Below are 14851 nucleotides of genomic sequence, written 5' to 3'. Positions count from 1 at the left end.
GAGTAGGGCAGTAAGGGAGTAGGGAAGTAGGAGGTAGGAGCGCAAACAGTCTGCACTTCTAGATCCTTTTTTCCCTACTCCCTACTGCCTTACTCCCCTACTCCCTTAACCCGGGAGTACCCTATGCTCGGACGTCTCAACCATGTCGCGCTTGCGGTGCCGGATCTGGCCGCGGCTGCGGCGGTCTATCGCGATACGCTTGGCGCCCGCGTAACCGCGCCGCAGGCGCTGCCGGAGCATGGCGTTACGGTGGTGTTCGTCGACGTCGGCAACACCAGGATCGAGTTGCTCGAGCCGCTCGGCGAAGCCTCACCGATCGCCGCATTCCTCGAGAAGAATCCGTCCGGCGGCATGCACCATCTCTGCTACGAGGTGGACGACATTGTTGCGGCGCGCGACCGTCTCAAGGCCAGCGGCGCGCGCGTGCTGGGCGACGGCAAGCCGAAGACCGGCGCGCATGGCAAACCGGTATTGTTTCTGCACCCCAAGGATTTCTTCGGCACGCTGGTCGAACTGGAGCAAGCATGAGTTGGGTTTCGTTTGTTGCCCTGTTCTTCGCCACATGGTGGGTGGTGTTGTTCGCCGTCCTGCCGTTCAGCATGCGGACACAGGACGAGGACCGGGACGTGACGCTTGGCACGGTTCCGAGTGCACCGCGCGGACCGCATATGCTGCGCGCGGCGCTGCGCACGACAATCGCCACGCTGGTCCTCATGGGTATCTTCTACGGCATCACGAAAGGGCTTGGCCTCGGCATCGACGACATCCCCCACATCGTGCCGGATTTCAACCAGAGCCCAGCGCATTAGCCGGCTACCTACCGTGTCCGGCTATCCCAGCCTAGCCGACGCCCTGAAATCAAGCTGAGCCAGCAAGGTAAACCCAAAGTAAAGGCCGGGGCGGGCTTGGGCTGACGCGACGTCATGTAGTCTGGTAATCTGTCGCGCTAACCAAATGATTGCACAAAAAAAATGCAAGGCGCGAGGCCTTGCAATTTAAACGCGTCCGATCTGTTTCCGGTGTCCGGCGGCAGCGAGTTACCGCGCCTAGATCGCATCCTCCCAAGACTTTGACCGCGTAGGAGGGCAGATTTTTCTCTACCCTCTCGGTTATGTGGGCACACTAGCCTAAGGCGGGTGAAAATGTCACGAAGAATTTTGCCCGGAAACAGGCAATCTCGTGCTGCAGTGCACAATAGTACGGCAGGCGTTGCTTGCGAAACGCCCAGCAAGCCGCGTGCGGCAATTGCGGCGCCTGTGCAGCGCCTGGGCCGGGTTTCCATTCCGCCATGAAATGGCTATGAAGCCGGGGCAAGCAAGCCTGTGCCGCGCCGATTCCGGCGCCGCCATCCTCTCTCACGGACCAGTTCATGCGTTTGTCGCGCTATTTCCTGCCCATCCTCAAAGAAAACCCGCGCGAGGCCGAGATCGTCTCGCATCGGCTGATGCTGCGTGCCGGCATGATCCGCCAGCAGGGGCAGGGCAGCTTTTCCTGGCTGCCGCTCGGCAAGCGGGTGCTGGACAAGGTCTGCCGGATTATCCGCGAGGAGCAGAATCGCGCCGGCGCGCTCGAAATCCTGATGCCGACCATCCAATCGGCCGAGCTGTGGCGCGAAAGTGGCCGCTATGAAGATTACGGCAAGGAGATGCTGCGCATCAAGGACCGGCAAGACCGCGATATGCTCTACGGGCCGACCAACGAGGAGATGGTCACCGAGATCTTCCGCTCCTACGTCAAGTCCTACAAGGACCTGCCGCTCAACCTCTATCACATCCAGTGGAAGTTTCGCGACGAGGTGCGCCCGCGCTTCGGCGTCATGCGTTCGCGCGAGTTCCTGATGAAGGACGCCTATTCCTTCGACCTCGATTATGAAGGCGCCAAGGCTGCCTATAACCGCATGTTCGTGTCCTACCTCAGGACGTTTACGCGCATGGGGCTGCAGGCTATCCCGATGCGCGCCGACACCGGGCCGATCGGCGGCGACCTCAGCCATGAGTTCATCATCCTGGCCGACACCGGCGAGAGCCAGGTGTTTTGCCACCGCGATTATCTCTCGCTGGCAGTGCCTGGCGCAGACACGGATTTTTCGAACGACGCCGAGATCGGCGCCATCGTCAAGACATGGACGACGCCCTATGCCGCCACCGACGAGATGCATGACGAGGCGGCATGGGAGAAGGTGCCCGCGAGCGACCGGGTCTCGGCGCGCGGCATCGAGGTTGGTCATATCTTCCATTTCGGCGACAAATATTCCAAGCCGATGGGCGCCAAGGTGACAGGCCCGGACGGCAAGGATCATTTCGTTTCTGGCGGTTCCTACGGCATCGGCCCGTCCAGGCTGGTCGCCGCGATCATCGAAGCCAGTCATGACGATAACGGCATCATCTGGCCGGAGGCGGTGACGCCGTTCGATGTCGGCTTGATCAACATGAAGGCCGGCGATGCCGAATGCGATCGCGTCTGCGGCGAGCTGCACGCCGCTTTTGCCGCCGCCGGCAAGGAGGTGCTCTACGACGACACCGACCAGCGGCCGGGCGGCAAGTTCGCCACCGCCGATCTGATCGGGCTGCCGTGGCAGGTGATCGTCGGGCCGCGCGGCATCGCCGCCGGCGAGGTCGAAATCAAGAACCGCAGGACCGGCGAGCGCGAGACGCTGCCGATCGCGGACGTGAAGCAGCGTTTCGGTGCCGCCGCATGAACAAAGCGGCGGCAGCAAGACCATCGGGCGCCGGGCCTTTTTCCGGCTTCGAGCGCATGGTGGCGTGGCGCTATCTGCGCTCGCGTCGCAAGGAGACGGTGATCTCGGTCATCGCTTCGATCTCCTTCCTCGGCATCATGCTGGGCGTCGCCACGCTGATCGTCGTCATGGCGGTGATGAACGGCTTTCGCGCCGAACTGCTGACGCGCATCCTAGGCGTCAACGGGCACCTGATCGTGCAGCCGCTCGATATGCCGCTGGAGGACTATGCCCAGGTCGCCGGCCGCATCAACGGCGTGCCCGGCGTCAAATACGCCATCCCGCTGATCGACGGGCAGGTGCTGGCGCAAGGCAATGTCGGCGGCGGCACCGGCGCGCTGGTGCGCGGCATACGCGGCGAGGATCTCGGCAAGATCACCATCGTCGCCAACAATATCAAGGAGGGCTCGATCGTCGGCTTCGACACCGGCGAAGGCGTCGCCATCGGCAGCCGCATGGCCGAGAATCTCGGGCTAGTGCTTGGCGATACGATCACGCTGATTTCGCCCGAGGGCGACATCACGCCGCTTGGCACGACGCCGCGCATGAAAGGCTATCCGGTCACCGCGATCTTCGAGGTCGGCATGTCGGAATATGACAGCTCGATCGTCTACATGCCGTTCTCGGAAGCGCAGCTTTACTTCAACATGGACGGCCGGGCGCAGACGATCGAGATCTACGCCGACAATCCCGACAATATCGACGCGCTGAAGCCGAAGGTCGAAGATGCGGCGCAGCGGCCGATCAGCCTTGTCGATTGGCGGCAACGCAACAAGACGTTCTTCGACGCGCTGCAGGTCGAGCGCAACGTCATGTTCATGATCCTGACCCTGATCGTGCTGGTGGCGGCGCTCAACATCATTTCGGGCCTGATCATGCTGGTGAAGGACAAGGGCCACGACATCGCCATCCTGCGCACCATGGGCGCGACGCGCAGCGCGATCCTGCGCATCTTCCTGATGACCGGGGCTGCGATCGGCGTTGTCGGCACCATCGCCGGCGTGCTGCTCGGCATCGTGATCTGCCTCAACGTCGAGCGCATTCGCCAGTTCTTCTCCTGGCTGGCCAACGAGCGGCTGTTCAATCCCGAGCTTTATTTCCTGAGCCAATTGCCGGCCCGCATGGATGCCGGCGAGACGATCTCCGTCGTTCTCATGGCGCTGGCGCTGTCGTTCCTGGCCACGCTGTTTCCGGCGTGGCGCGCGGCCAGGCTCGATCCGGTCGAAGCGCTGAGGTACGAGTGATGGCCGAAGCCATTATCGAGCTGAAGAGCGTCGAACGGCACTATGTGCAGGGACCGCGCAAGCTGACCATCCTGAACGGCGCCGATTTTTCGCTGAAGCGTGGCGAGATGGTGGCGCTTGTGGCGCCGTCGGGCACCGGCAAGTCGACGCTGCTACACACCGCCGGGCTGCTGGAGCGACCGGACGCCGGCGACGTGATCCTGGCGGGGCGCGCCTGCGGCCGGCTTTCCGACGACGAGCGCACGGCGATCCGCCGCAACGACGTCGGCTTCGTCTATCAGTTCCATCATTTGCTGCCTGAATTCTCGGCGCTGGAAAACATCATGATGCCGCAGCTGATAAAAGGGCTGCCGCGCAAGGAGGCGGCCGAGCGGGCGGCGCAATTGCTCGACTATATGCAGATCGGCAAGCGGGCACAGCATCGCCCCTCCGAGCTCTCCGGCGGCGAGCAGCAGCGGGTCGCCATTGCGCGTGCCGTCGCCAATGCGCCGCTGGTGCTTTTGGCCGACGAGCCGACCGGCAATCTCGACCCGGTGACTGCTTCCTATGTGTTCGAGGCGCTGGCAGCGCTGGTCCGGCAATCGGGCCTGGCGGCGCTGATCGCCACTCATAATCATGAGCTCGCCTCGCGCATGGACCGCCGCGTGACGCTGGCCGACGGCAAGGTTGTGCCGCTTTAGGGTGCGCTGCAATTGAGGCGATGACGGCCTGCGGGCTGCCGTGCGCCGTCCCGCCGCTTTCGCGCGCCTGTTGGCCCGAAACGCTTGGCATCTCCCTCTCAACCCTTTCTTAACCCTGTCGAAATGACCGAGCGCAATTCCGGTGACACCCGGACTGCGATCGTTGACATTCGAACAAAATTAGAACAAAATACGAACATACTAACAACAGGAGAGAGTTATGACCGATCTTGTTCAGGATGTCGTTTCGCTGGTGTGCATGAGCACGTTCCTCATTTCCATGGCAATCTGGATCGGCGCGATGTGAGGCTTGAGCTCAAGGGCGGGCTCGATGCTGATGAGCGAAGGCCGCCTTCGCATATTGGCGCAGGCATTGGGCGAGTGTTTCAGCCGGCCTTGCGGGACATTTCGACAGGCGACACCGCGGCGGGCCCGAACACGTCCTCGAAAGCGGATTTCAGCGCCAGGTCGAGGTCGGCCATGGTTACGGGAAGGCCGAGGTCGACAAGGCTGGTGACGCCGTGATCCTGGACGCCGCACGGCACGATGCCGCTGAAATGGCTAAGGTCCGGCTCGACATTGATGGCGATGCCGTGAAAGCTCACCCAGCGCCTCAGCCTTATGCCGATGGCGGCGATCTTGTCCTCGGCCGCCGAGCCGTCGGGCAAAGCGGGGCGGTCCGGCCGAACCACCCAGACGCCGACGCGGTCCTCGCGGCGTTCGCCGCGTACGTTGAAGGCGGCCAGTGAGCCGATGATCCATTGTTCGAGAGCGGCGACGAAGGCGCGGACATCCTCGCGCCGCCGCTTCAGGTCGAGCATGACGTAGGCGACCCGCTGGCCTGGCCCATGATAGGTGTATTCGCCGCCACGCCCGGCGGCAAAGACCGGGAAGCGGTCCGGCTCGATCAGGTCCTCGACGCGGGCGCTGGTGCCGGCGGTGTAGAGCGGCGGGTGCTCGACCAGCCAGACCATCTCGCCGGCGGCGCCGCTGCGGATTGCCTCGGCTCGCGCCTCCATCAGGGCGAGCGCATCGGGATAGGCGGTGAGCCCAGGCTCGATGCGCCATTCGACCGGCGCCGAGCCGGGCAAGGGCAGGAACGACGTGGCGATCTGGCTGCGGTCCGTCATGATATCTCGTCTCGCCACTCATATGGCGGCAATCGGTACAAACGTCCAGTTCCGGCACGTTCGGCCCTTGAAGAGTTATGCCGATGTCCGGCCGATTATTGCTGGCCGCGCACTTGTTTCACCGGAAACGATTTGCTACACGCCGCGGGCCGGTTGGTTCCGGCTCCTACCACGTGCGGTCGTGGCGGAATTGGTAGACGCGCAGCGTTGAGGTCGCTGTGGGGCAACCCGTGGAAGTTCGAGTCTTCTCGACCGCACCATTACTCAAGCCGAAATACCGGCCTACTCCTTTGTAATCGTTACATAAAACCCGGTTCGATAATTCCGGCCTTGCAGAAACGCACCGTTTTGTGCCACTAATCGCGCCACATACCAAGCCCCGACAGGCTTTTTTGCAGGTGCGTGCATGGGTCGAAATCGTACCCGAACCGATCCCGACAGATACCTTACCAAGCGGCAGGGTAACTTCCACTACAAGCGCCGGGTGCCGGTCACGATCGCGCATCTCGACGAGCGCGCGCCGCATGTCCGCACCTCGCTGAAAACGGACGATCGCGGTCTCGCCAGGCGCAAGCGCGATCTGCTCGAGGCGGCCGACGATGCGCTGTGGGCGTCGCTGATCACCAAGGGGGTCACCGACCCGGCTCGCCGACGCTACGAGGCCGCGGTCAAGCGGGTCGAGGCGCTCGACTTCACCTTCCATGGCGCCGGTTATTTCGAGCAGCCGGAAGCTTTCGACGACCTGGTCGACCGGCTGCGGCACGTGCTTGCGACCGGCCAGCAGGACCAGATCATGGAGCCGCTGCTCGGCGCCATCGAAGTGCCGAAGATGACGGTGTCGAAAGCCTTCGACCTCTATTGCGACGAGATCGTTGCCGACGAACTGGTCAACAAAAGCCATGTGCAGAAGAACCAGTGGAAAAAGGTCAAGCGGCGCGCGGTCAACAATTTCATCAGTCTGGTTAGCGACAAGCCGATGGAGGAGATCACCATCGACGACGCCAAGAAGGTTTATCGCCACTGGCTCAACAGGATTGCGCCGAAGGAAGGACCGGCCACGGCCGGCGCCTCTTCCGGCAATCGCGATCTCGGCAACATGCGCGTTCTCTATGATGCCTACTTCAAGTACCAGGGTGACTCCAAGCGCGCCAACCCGTTTGAGGGTCTCGGCTTCGCGCTGAAGAAGAAGCGTTCCAGGCCGCCGGTTCCAACAGAGTGGATCCGCGACACGATCATGAAGCCTGGCAACCTTGCCACGATGAATGAGGAAGCGCGCGGTATCCTGTTGATTATCATAGAAACTGGCGCCCGGCCGAGCGAGGTTTGTAATCTCGAACCGCATGCCATCCGGCTGTCGCACAAGGTGCCGCATCTGTCGATCGAGCCGCGCGAGGATCCGGAGGACCCGCGCGAGATCAAGACCGAATCCTCGACCCGCCTGGTGCCGCTGGTCGGCGTGGCGCTTGCTGCCGCCCAGCGCCACAAGGCCGGTTTTCCACTCTACCGCAATCGTGAAAATGAATTGTCGGCGACGTTGAACAAATACCTGCGCAGCAACGCGCTGATGCCGACCAGAAAGCACACCGTTTATTCGATCCGGCATTCGTTTGAAGACCGGATGAAGGACGGCGGCATCGAGGATGAATTGCGCCGGATCTTGATGGGCCATACGGTCGACCGCCCGAAGTACGGATCCGGCGGCTCGCTCGACTGGCGCCGGCGCGAGCTCATGAAGATAGTGCTGCCGTTCGATCCAGCGATCGTGTGAGGCGCGCTTTGGCGGCGGCCAGGATCGCCGAGGCTTCGATGCGTTTTTCCCGTTCGCGCTCCAGGGCCCGCCAGATTGGCAGATAGAGCTCGGCCCGCTGCGGCCCGAGCTTGTCCATGCGTATGGCGACCAGATCGAGAAAGGTCTCGATCTCGTCCAGAGTCACCGGCTTTCGTTTGGTGGAACGGGCGGGCATGGGCGTTACGCGACCTCGATCGGCTTGCCGTCGGCCAGCCGGTAGAAGGTGTCGGCCTTGATGCCGTCCTTGCCGACGATGCCGGCCCATGCGTTGAGGATTTCGCCGCTGGTCGAACGCTCGACCAGGAACAGCGCGCAGCCGTCCTTGCCGCGTGCCTTGCCCTCATAGCCCGATGCGGTGGCAGCGCCCTGTTCGCCCGATGCGGTGGCAGCGCCCCAGCGCCCAGATGCGGTGGCAGCGCCCTGTTCGCCCGATGCGGTGGCAGCGCCCTGCCAGCCCGATGCGGTGGCAGCGCCCTGCCAGCCCGATGCGGTGGCAGCGCCCTGATATCCAGATGCGGTGGCAGCGCCCAATACGCCCGATGCGGTGGCCGCGCCCAAGTCGCCCGATGCGGTGGCAGCGCCCCCGCTCCCAGATGCGGTGGCAGCGCCCTGATATCCAGATGCGGTGGCAGCGCCCCAGCGCCCAGATGCGGTGGCAGCGCCCTGTTCGCCCGATGCGGTGGCAGCGCCCCAGTCGCCCGATGCGGTGGCAGCGCCCCCGTCCTTCGTTTCCTTGACACCTTCGCCCTTGCCGCTGGCGAAAGGGCCGCTGATCCATTTGGCGCGATCGAAAACATACTTGATCGCTGCGGCAACCAGTTCTGGCAATTCGATCCGTGCCGTGACGGTGATCTCCGCCGATGCCACCTTGGTGTCGGTCGATCCGTCCTCGCGGGCGAACGGGCCGCGCTGTTCGGTGATGGCGTAGACGCTTGTCGCCGGCGGGTAGTGGCCGAGCACGGCGAGCGGGTGCTCGCACGCGTGAAAACCGTTTTCGCAGGCGACGATCTTGCCGCTGACCTTATAGTTCTTGCCCATCTCGTACTGGAAGCCGCGACACGACATGTCCGGCTTGAAGCCCTTGTAGGTGATCAGCGGCGCCGCGGTTTCGGCAAGGGCTTCGGCAGTCTTCTTCGTGCGGGCCATCATTTCACCTCGTTGCAGCGGGCAGCAAAGGCCACACGCGATTTGACCTGGTCTGGATCGTTGGCGATGTTGAGAAGGGCGGCGATGGAGCGGCGGGCGGCGTCGATTGCGGGCTTCACGTCCTCGCCGGTCATGAAGTTCAGCACCTCATAGACGCCGCCGATCGGGCCCATCAATATGCCGGTGATGGTCGACAGAACGTCGCGTGTCGGGAATTCTTTCGTAGTCATGGTGAAACCTCTTCGCATCTGGTGGCAAAGCGCTGCCGGCTGACGAGTTGTTCGGGATCGTTGGCGATGTTGAGCAGGACGTCGGCATGACACGGCTTGCCGTCGAGCGCGCACCAGCAGGCGAGATTCCTGCCGGTCAGGGTGTCTAAGCGGCGAAATATACTAAGCCTCGCGGCGTCCTGTTCCTGTGGCGCCGGATCCGGCAGCATAACCGTCCAGCAGCACATAAATTGGCTGAACAGCTGGACGGCGTAGGCGCGGTCGTGCCGGGCGCTGACCTTAAAAGGATTGCCGAAGACCGATGGCCTGGCGACGTTGACAGCGTCGAGGCCATTGAACGACCGAGAGTGCGCCTGAAGGTCGAAGCCTTTGGAGCGGGAGAGACGGAGGCGGACGGGCTTTGTCATGGCATCCAGTCCCAAAGGCCCTGCGCGCCGCGCGCTTGGATCGGTGGCAGGAATGGCTCGATATCCGAGAGTGGCCAACCCCAGTTGAAGGTCCCTTCGCGGTCGCTGTCATTGCCGGCGTTCTCGCCGAATTCGGCCGCACATTCGTCGCCGCGCCTCGGCTCGCCGAGGACAGCCGAACAAAGGACGTGTGAAAGGGGTAGGGCACCAGCCTTCGGATTACGAAGGGCCAACTCCAGAACCGGCAGCGCGAGTGGCGCACGCAGGCAAGGCTGCCCATAGCGAAGAGAATCCTGCAGCTGAAGCAGTAGCACCTGAACCTCATCGCGTCGGATCGGCCGCGCGCCGGCATGGATGGCAATTCGCTGCCCGATGAGCGAACGAGGCGGTCGCCAGCCGCGAAACTCGTAGGGCTTCGCGCTTTGAACAATCAGCGTCGCCCAAGGCTGCCAGATGGTGATTGCCTTCACAGCATCCTCCTCTGGGCTCGTGCCGGCCGAGCGCAGTCCTGGCAGGTATGCTGCCATTCGCCGGAGACCTTGGCGATGACAAAGCCTTCGCGGCGGGCATCGGACACCATCACGTCGAACTCGTCGGCCTGATAGGTTCGGCTCTGCGATTCGCCGCATTCGCAGACGATCTGCTGAAGGCCGGAGTGTTTTTCGATCATCTCGGCCCCCGGCAGGTTTCACCCTGATCGGCATCACAGGCGAGGCACTCGCCCATGCCGCCGACGAAGTTGGTCTTGCAACGCCGCGGCTCGGTTCGTCGCGCCCGGATGATGCGGCCGAGCTCCATTCTGGACACTTCGACGGCACCGGCAGATATGGCCAATCCGCGCTTGGAGAGCGCAATGTCGAAGTGCTCGTGAGGCGTGCCAGCCTTTTGGAGCCACTTTCTGTCGACGCCGATCTTATCGGCCATGCCCAGCAGTTCATCGGTGCTGTCGGCGAGCATGTGGCACATCTTCATCCGGCCGACGGCCGCGCGCATGTTGTCGACGTAGACGCTCATCGAACTTCCCGCACGCTGAAGCTGGGTCGCGGCTTGGCCTCGTCGACCTCGTCCCCGAGTACGACCACCGGCAGGCGAAGTTCCTGCGCGTCGGTCGACAACGTCGGATGCGTCCAACTGACGCCCATGGGAAGGTCGCAGAAGAAGACGAGCGGCTTATCGCAATTGATGCACCGGCCGGTGATGTCGGCCTGCTTGATCGTGTCGTCCTCGAACCGGGCGACCTTGACTTCGAACTGGAAGTCGACATGCGGGCATTGCGCGGAACCGCTCATGCTGGCACCTCTGGTATGGCGTTGTTCTCGACGCCGTCGAGCAGCCGGCCAGCGGCGTTCCCGTCGCGCTGGCGTGGGGCTCTGATGTTGATGTGGTCAGCCATTCAGTTTCTCTTCGATGTAGTTGAGACGCTCCCGCATCTCGGCGATGAACCGGGTAACGGTGTCGGGGTTCTCTTCCTGGTCGACGTGCACCGGTTCCGTTGACAGGGTGTCGTGCGACCATTTCAGGGCGGCGAGAGAGATGCCGGCGCAGCGCTGGGCAAAGGCGATGACCTTCATGCCAGCACCGCCGGAAAAGCATCTGGATTTAGGCTTTCGCCAGGATCCAGCACCAACTCGGCACCGGCCCTCGTCAGGCGGAAAAGGTCGTCGCCGCAGGTGAGTATTGAGCACCGACGCCTCGTCGCATGGCCAGATTCCACCATGGCCAGCCAGTGCGGATGGTCGGCGCTGCCTTCGCCTGTCACGAAGTGGTTGCGGAAGGATTGCTTGTGCCGGCCGTCGAGGCCGATGGCGTGGCGGGCGAGGTCGCGCTGTACCGGCGTCATGCTGCCACCTTGTCGAATCGGGTGTGTCTCCCGTCCTGGTCGACTATCGACAATTCATGCGGCACCCGTCGGCATTCAGCCTCGGCCTCCGCTCGCGTGTATTTGCCGGCGCTGATGACGTCGGTGGTGTAGCCTGCGTATTGGGCGCGGTAGTAGGCGTTGTGATCGCGCGCCCAGATCATGAAAGTGGCATCGCCGCCGAACAGAATGCGTTTCAGTGTCTCGGCCCGCTGGAAATTCATGCGCCGGATGGCGAGCGCCAGTTCTTCCTCGAGCCGCCGCCGGCGGGCGCGCTGGTTGCGCTTTGCGCGAATATCGGCAGGCGTCGCAGTCAACAGCGAATGGCAGCCCTCGTTATAAAGCTGCCCGCCGGCCACCACCCACCACATATTGTTGATGTTGTAGTAGGCGACGCCTCGGACGAGACGGCCCTTGTGGTCGGGTATCCAGACCGTCTGGCCGTGTTCGAGCAAACTCCCGTCCTGCGACTTCCGTTGCGATTCGCTGCTCCACGTTGGACGCCCGAGCACCTTGTCCTTGTGCCAGCTCTCGGCGTAACGCTTTTCGATACGCTCCATCGGAGACATATCGCGGGTTTCGGAGCGGGACACTTTCACCGGAGCTATCGTCTCCAGCCAAGTTACGATGCGACGGAATTCCAGCACCACGCGGAGCTGCTCGATGTGGTGCATGCGAGCCTTCCGGTCGAAGTCGTATCGCCTGCCGTTCTGGTTCACCTGAGGTGCCGTCACCGACCAGAACTCGACCTTCACCGCACGGCCTGAAATCTCGATCGCGCAGCGCAGCGTGCCGCGTGCGCCAAGGCGGTAGCTCGGGCTCAAGCACTTGTGCCGGTAATGGATGCCGGGATCGCGCTTGATCGACCAGCCTCGGTCGCGCATCTGGCGGATCAAGACGCCGTACACCTCGGAACGGAAACTGGCATCTTGCGCATTGTCTTGCCAGATCCCGATGCTGGCGTCGTGAATCCGGATATCGAGCGGAGCGCGCGTCATGCTGTCACCTCCGGCATGGCGTTGTGTTCGATGCCGTCGAGCAGCCGGCCGGCGGCTTTCTTGCCGACGTTGAGGAAACCGCGGCCCTCGGGCGTCTTATCGTCCTCCGACCAGATCATGCGCGCCTGGGCACGCTGATGATCGCTCAGACCGATGACTGGGACACGCTCGTCGTCGGGGAAGAAATGCAGATGGTCGTCGAGATCGAACGCCCAGTTGCCGGGCGCCCACGCGCCCCATTGCTTGAAGAAAAACGGCACGCCGGCGGCCTGGCATTGGTCGCGGATCGAGCGCGCCCAGGCGGGATGCATGGGCCGCGCGCCGGGGCCGCTCTCGCCGCCGACGATGATCCAGTCGATGCGAACGGCGGTATCGGGAATTTCGTCGTCTGGCCGATGTCCGTCGACGAACCATGCGCCGCGGAGCGCGTCGAGATTCGGGAAACCGTAGATCTGCCTTTCGGGCGCTGGCCGCATGCGCGTGAAATCGATCGGCCCGAGCAGCGGCTCGGCGGAGACGAAGCGGATCGCTGCCGGCGTGGCCAGCAGCTCGGGGATGCGCTCGTCGGCTTCCTGCTGGCGCTCGGCGGAGACCCCGAGCCAGACGTTGGGGAGGGGCCACACTTTCAGGTGTGGGATGTCGCCGGCGATGATGCAGCCTTTGCCAACCTCGGAGGCCGGATTGGCGAAGTGATCGAAGAGCGTGATCTCCATCGCTTCCAACGCCACCGGACTGGCGCGCGAAGCTGCCAGATATTCCCGCATGCGCTTGGCGCGCTTGGTCAGCACCTGGAATGTGTGCTGCGGTGCCAGTGCCATGATGGCGAAGACTTTGTCGATCCACTCGTCGGGCACGTCTTCATGGAACAGGTCGCCCATGGAGTTGACGAAGATGCGCCGCGGCGTGCGCCAGGTCAGAGGCTCGGTCAGGATATGATCCGGCGCCATGGCCAGCTTACCGGTCCAGACGGTCTTACCGTTCACAACCTTCGTGGTGCCATCATAATGCGGCGCGCCAGTCTGGCCCTTGGCCCGAAGCGCGGCCGTCATCGCCTCGATCCGGCCAGCCATCTTCATGGCATAGCAGTGGATGCAGCCAGTAGTGTCGATCGAACAGCCGACGATGGGATTCCACGTCGCGTCGGTCCATTCGATGGCGGATTTGTCAGCCATCACGCTCTTCCGCCTTTGACCTGCGGACGCTTCACGGACACTTCGAAATCGTCATCGTCCGACGTTGTCGCCCATCGAACGCGCTCGAGGATGGTTGAGAGGATGTCCTCGCCCGCATCGGCGGCGAAACCGCGTGCGAAGTTCTCGACCATGCCGCCGATCACGCGCGATCCCGCATCGAGAAGAACGGTGGCGCTGGTGCCGGCATTCAGTTCGTCCGCGATGAAGAGAGCGAACTGGACTGAAACTTCGACCGCACGGGCTTGGCACGCCAAAACAGGCGCTGCCTTTGCCTCCGGCGGGATGTTTGAAAAAGCCTCGCGCAGCACCTTCTCGAAAGCCTCGCGATTGATGTGGCCGTTGAAGTGGTCAGCCATTGCCGCCACCCCGCTTCGGCTTGATTGAGAAGTCGGTACGGCGCTCGTCGAGATAGGCGGTGCCGCTCGCCTTCATCGCGTCGTCGATGACTTTCATCGCCGCGGCGTGAGTGGCGGCGCCGAAGAACAGCAACTTCACTGGCACCCCGGCCTTGGTCAGGTCGAAGTGGTGCGTCTTGCCGTCCTTCATGTACTCCCATGCGCCGGCCGGGACGCCGACGATGAGGAGCGGAACGCCATCGCCCTGCCCGGTCGGGGACACGGCAAAGACCAGCTTCTCTTCCAGTGTTGCCATCAGTAACCCCTTCCCGGGTTGTCGCAGTAGCTGTCGCGGTCGTAGCGCTGATGAAAGCGCCACCAGCCGGTGCGCGCGGCATCGACCACGGTCTGAAGCCGGCCTTCAAACATTTCGACCTTGCCGGGCACCTCACCTGGCAAGCTCGCTTCGGTGGACTGGGATGGGGGGAATTCAGCCACGGGCGCCATCCTTGTTCCTGGCGCCGGCAAAGCGTTCGATGGCGCTATGCAGGCTTTCCTCGCAGAGGCTGACTGCGGTGGCGGGCGCCAGCTCGTAGTGACGGTGCAGAACCTCCATCATGCCGAACTGGACGGTCTCGAAGAGGACCATCAGCTCCGCATAGGTCGCGCCGCCCTTGATGGCGGGACCGATGACTTCGCGGACGAAGCGGCCGGACAGGAGATCGTGCAGATCGCTCGCCGCACTCATGGCCGCTCGCCCTTCAGCAGCGGGCCGAGCGCGCCGAGCTGCTCGGCGGCGAAGTCGTGCGGCTCGGTCGTCGTGCAAGCCGACAGGAACAGCAACGCTAGGATGATGGCGGCCTTCATCATCTCGGCCTCCTTTTTGCCCGGCCGACATCGATAGCCATCATTACGCATTCGATGGGATCGTCATGTTCGCTTTCAGCGACGACCGTCTCCGTGTTGCCAGGCTCAAAAACGCGAAAGCCGTAGAGCGGCTCATCAACCCGGACACGGCCCTTGGCGAACAACCAATGCTTGCCGGGGAATAGGCGGTTCGCCATGTTGATGGCGTCGGCCAATTGCTCGCCTGGTGTTGGACGT

Annotated in this window: 25 protein-coding genes and 1 tRNA gene; 7 read left to right on the top strand and 19 right to left on the bottom strand. The window is 63.2% G+C overall.

Translation table 11 applies throughout. From position 1 onward, the window contains the following. Nucleotides 1-123: 123 nt before the first annotated feature. The 5 genes from mce (at nucleotide 124) to NKJ13_RS08230 (ending at nucleotide 4661) form a co-directional block, all read left to right on the top strand. Nucleotides 124-528 carry a methylmalonyl-CoA epimerase gene (gene mce / locus NKJ13_RS08250; RefSeq protein ID WP_352477558.1) on the top strand — a complete coding sequence of 135 codons (405 nt, stop codon included), beginning with the start codon at nucleotides 124-126 and terminating at the stop codon, nucleotides 526-528. Continuing rightward, nucleotides 525-809 carry a DUF1467 family protein gene (locus NKJ13_RS08245; RefSeq protein ID WP_352777645.1) on the top strand — a complete coding sequence of 95 codons (285 nt, stop codon included), beginning with the start codon at nucleotides 525-527 and terminating at the stop codon, nucleotides 807-809. Before mce ends, NKJ13_RS08245 begins: the two co-directional genes overlap by 4 nt. Before the next feature lie 560 nt (nucleotides 810-1369). After that, nucleotides 1370-2698 carry a proline--tRNA ligase gene (proS, locus tag NKJ13_RS08240; RefSeq protein WP_352703654.1) on the top strand — a complete coding sequence of 443 codons (1329 nt, stop codon included), beginning with the start codon at nucleotides 1370-1372 and terminating at the stop codon, nucleotides 2696-2698. Then, nucleotides 2695-3981: a lipoprotein-releasing ABC transporter permease subunit gene (locus tag NKJ13_RS08235; protein ID WP_352505708.1), complete on the top strand. Its 1287-nt coding sequence runs from the start codon at nucleotides 2695-2697 to the stop codon at nucleotides 3979-3981. The genes proS and NKJ13_RS08235 overlap by 4 nt, the downstream gene beginning before the upstream one ends. After that, on the top strand, nucleotides 3978-4661 hold the full coding sequence (locus NKJ13_RS08230) for an ABC transporter ATP-binding protein (RefSeq protein ID WP_254818120.1): 684 nt from the start codon (nucleotides 3978-3980) through the stop codon (nucleotides 4659-4661). Before NKJ13_RS08235 ends, NKJ13_RS08230 begins: the two co-directional genes overlap by 4 nt. Nucleotides 4662-5047: 386 nt before the next feature. On the opposite strand, the gene lipB is transcribed toward NKJ13_RS08230, so the two are convergent. Beyond that, on the bottom strand, nucleotides 5048-5791 hold the full coding sequence (lipB, locus tag NKJ13_RS08225) for a lipoyl(octanoyl) transferase LipB (protein WP_352738715.1): 744 nt from the start codon (nucleotides 5789-5791) through the stop codon (nucleotides 5048-5050). A gap of 175 nt (nucleotides 5792-5966) precedes the next feature. On the opposite strand from lipB, the gene NKJ13_RS08220 reads away from it, so the two are divergent. Together NKJ13_RS08220 and NKJ13_RS08215 are read left to right on the top strand one after the other, a co-directional pair. Then, nucleotides 5967-6051, top strand: a tRNA-Leu gene (locus NKJ13_RS08220). A 146-nt stretch (nucleotides 6052-6197) separates the two neighbouring features. Further along, the gene (locus NKJ13_RS08215) at nucleotides 6198-7559 is read left to right on the top strand and encodes a DUF6538 domain-containing protein (protein ID WP_352777644.1); all 1362 of its coding nucleotides are present in this window, start codon (nucleotides 6198-6200) and stop codon (nucleotides 7557-7559) included. Here NKJ13_RS08215 and NKJ13_RS08210 read toward each other — a convergent pair. From NKJ13_RS08210 to NKJ13_RS08125, 18 genes are all read right to left on the bottom strand, one after another. Beyond that, nucleotides 7519-7755, bottom strand: coding sequence for a hypothetical protein (locus NKJ13_RS08210; RefSeq protein ID WP_352777641.1), 237 nt, complete (start codon nucleotides 7753-7755; stop codon nucleotides 7519-7521). The genes NKJ13_RS08215 and NKJ13_RS08210 overlap by 41 nt on opposite strands. Nucleotides 7756-7760: 5 nt before the next feature. Then, the gene (locus tag NKJ13_RS08205) at nucleotides 7761-8726 is read right to left on the bottom strand and encodes a DUF7666 domain-containing protein (protein ID WP_352777639.1); all 966 of its coding nucleotides are present in this window, start codon (nucleotides 8724-8726) and stop codon (nucleotides 7761-7763) included. Next, nucleotides 8726-8956 carry a DUF7736 domain-containing protein gene (locus NKJ13_RS08200; protein ID WP_352777637.1) on the bottom strand — a complete coding sequence of 77 codons (231 nt, stop codon included), beginning with the start codon at nucleotides 8954-8956 and terminating at the stop codon, nucleotides 8726-8728. The genes NKJ13_RS08205 and NKJ13_RS08200 overlap by 1 nt, the downstream gene beginning before the upstream one ends. Further along, nucleotides 8953-9363, bottom strand: a complete 411-nt coding sequence (locus tag NKJ13_RS08195; protein WP_352777635.1) for a DUF4326 domain-containing protein — start codon at nucleotides 9361-9363, stop codon at nucleotides 8953-8955. The genes NKJ13_RS08200 and NKJ13_RS08195 overlap by 4 nt, the downstream gene beginning before the upstream one ends. Continuing rightward, entirely contained in the window at nucleotides 9360-9833 is a 474-nt protein-coding gene (locus NKJ13_RS08190; protein ID WP_352777633.1) for an ASCH domain-containing protein, read from the bottom strand. The genes NKJ13_RS08195 and NKJ13_RS08190 overlap by 4 nt, the downstream gene beginning before the upstream one ends. Then, on the bottom strand, nucleotides 9830-10033 hold the full coding sequence (locus NKJ13_RS08185; protein WP_352777631.1) for a hypothetical protein: 204 nt from the start codon (nucleotides 10031-10033) through the stop codon (nucleotides 9830-9832). Before NKJ13_RS08185 ends, NKJ13_RS08190 begins: the two co-directional genes overlap by 4 nt. Then, the gene (locus NKJ13_RS08180; protein WP_352777630.1) at nucleotides 10030-10377 is read right to left on the bottom strand and encodes a DUF4031 domain-containing protein; all 348 of its coding nucleotides are present in this window, start codon (nucleotides 10375-10377) and stop codon (nucleotides 10030-10032) included. Before NKJ13_RS08180 ends, NKJ13_RS08185 begins: the two co-directional genes overlap by 4 nt. Continuing rightward, complete coding sequence (locus NKJ13_RS08175; protein ID WP_352777628.1) at nucleotides 10374-10652, bottom strand: hypothetical protein; 279 nt, start codon at nucleotides 10650-10652, stop codon at nucleotides 10374-10376. Before NKJ13_RS08175 ends, NKJ13_RS08180 begins: the two co-directional genes overlap by 4 nt. 96 nt (nucleotides 10653-10748) lie before the next feature. Continuing rightward, complete coding sequence (locus NKJ13_RS08170) at nucleotides 10749-10934, bottom strand: hypothetical protein (RefSeq protein WP_352777626.1); 186 nt, start codon at nucleotides 10932-10934, stop codon at nucleotides 10749-10751. Beyond that, on the bottom strand, nucleotides 10931-11203 hold the full coding sequence (locus tag NKJ13_RS08165; protein ID WP_352777624.1) for a hypothetical protein: 273 nt from the start codon (nucleotides 11201-11203) through the stop codon (nucleotides 10931-10933). Before NKJ13_RS08165 ends, NKJ13_RS08170 begins: the two co-directional genes overlap by 4 nt. Next, nucleotides 11200-12219: a hypothetical protein gene (locus tag NKJ13_RS08160; RefSeq protein ID WP_352777622.1), complete on the bottom strand. Its 1020-nt coding sequence runs from the start codon at nucleotides 12217-12219 to the stop codon at nucleotides 11200-11202. Before NKJ13_RS08160 ends, NKJ13_RS08165 begins: the two co-directional genes overlap by 4 nt. Then, nucleotides 12216-13391, bottom strand: a complete 1176-nt coding sequence (locus NKJ13_RS08155) for a DUF5131 family protein (protein ID WP_352777620.1) — start codon at nucleotides 13389-13391, stop codon at nucleotides 12216-12218. The genes NKJ13_RS08160 and NKJ13_RS08155 overlap by 4 nt, the downstream gene beginning before the upstream one ends. Beyond that, nucleotides 13391-13768 (bottom strand): hypothetical protein, encoded by a 378-nt coding sequence (locus NKJ13_RS08150; protein WP_352777618.1) that lies wholly within the window; start codon nucleotides 13766-13768, stop codon nucleotides 13391-13393. The genes NKJ13_RS08155 and NKJ13_RS08150 overlap by 1 nt, the downstream gene beginning before the upstream one ends. Continuing rightward, the gene (locus NKJ13_RS08145) at nucleotides 13761-14063 is read right to left on the bottom strand and encodes a hypothetical protein (protein ID WP_352769913.1); all 303 of its coding nucleotides are present in this window, start codon (nucleotides 14061-14063) and stop codon (nucleotides 13761-13763) included. The genes NKJ13_RS08150 and NKJ13_RS08145 overlap by 8 nt, the downstream gene beginning before the upstream one ends. Beyond that, on the bottom strand, nucleotides 14063-14245 hold the full coding sequence (locus tag NKJ13_RS08140) for a hypothetical protein (protein WP_352710887.1): 183 nt from the start codon (nucleotides 14243-14245) through the stop codon (nucleotides 14063-14065). Before NKJ13_RS08140 ends, NKJ13_RS08145 begins: the two co-directional genes overlap by 1 nt. Next, nucleotides 14238-14495: a hypothetical protein gene (locus NKJ13_RS08135; RefSeq protein WP_352622304.1), complete on the bottom strand. Its 258-nt coding sequence runs from the start codon at nucleotides 14493-14495 to the stop codon at nucleotides 14238-14240. The genes NKJ13_RS08140 and NKJ13_RS08135 overlap by 8 nt, the downstream gene beginning before the upstream one ends. After that, nucleotides 14492-14617 carry a hypothetical protein gene (locus NKJ13_RS08130; RefSeq protein WP_352769908.1) on the bottom strand — a complete coding sequence of 42 codons (126 nt, stop codon included), beginning with the start codon at nucleotides 14615-14617 and terminating at the stop codon, nucleotides 14492-14494. The genes NKJ13_RS08135 and NKJ13_RS08130 overlap by 4 nt, the downstream gene beginning before the upstream one ends. Then, nucleotides 14614-14829 carry a hypothetical protein gene (locus NKJ13_RS08125; RefSeq protein ID WP_352710882.1) on the bottom strand — a complete coding sequence of 72 codons (216 nt, stop codon included), beginning with the start codon at nucleotides 14827-14829 and terminating at the stop codon, nucleotides 14614-14616. The genes NKJ13_RS08130 and NKJ13_RS08125 overlap by 4 nt, the downstream gene beginning before the upstream one ends. Between the last annotated feature and the right edge of the window lie 22 nt (nucleotides 14830-14851).

Source organism: Mesorhizobium sp. M0174 (assembly GCF_040322275.1).
GTDB lineage: Bacteria > Pseudomonadota > Alphaproteobacteria > Rhizobiales > Rhizobiaceae > Mesorhizobium.
The sequence above is the reverse complement of the archived record's forward strand: the minus strand, read 5'-3'. Positions and strand labels throughout refer to the sequence as shown.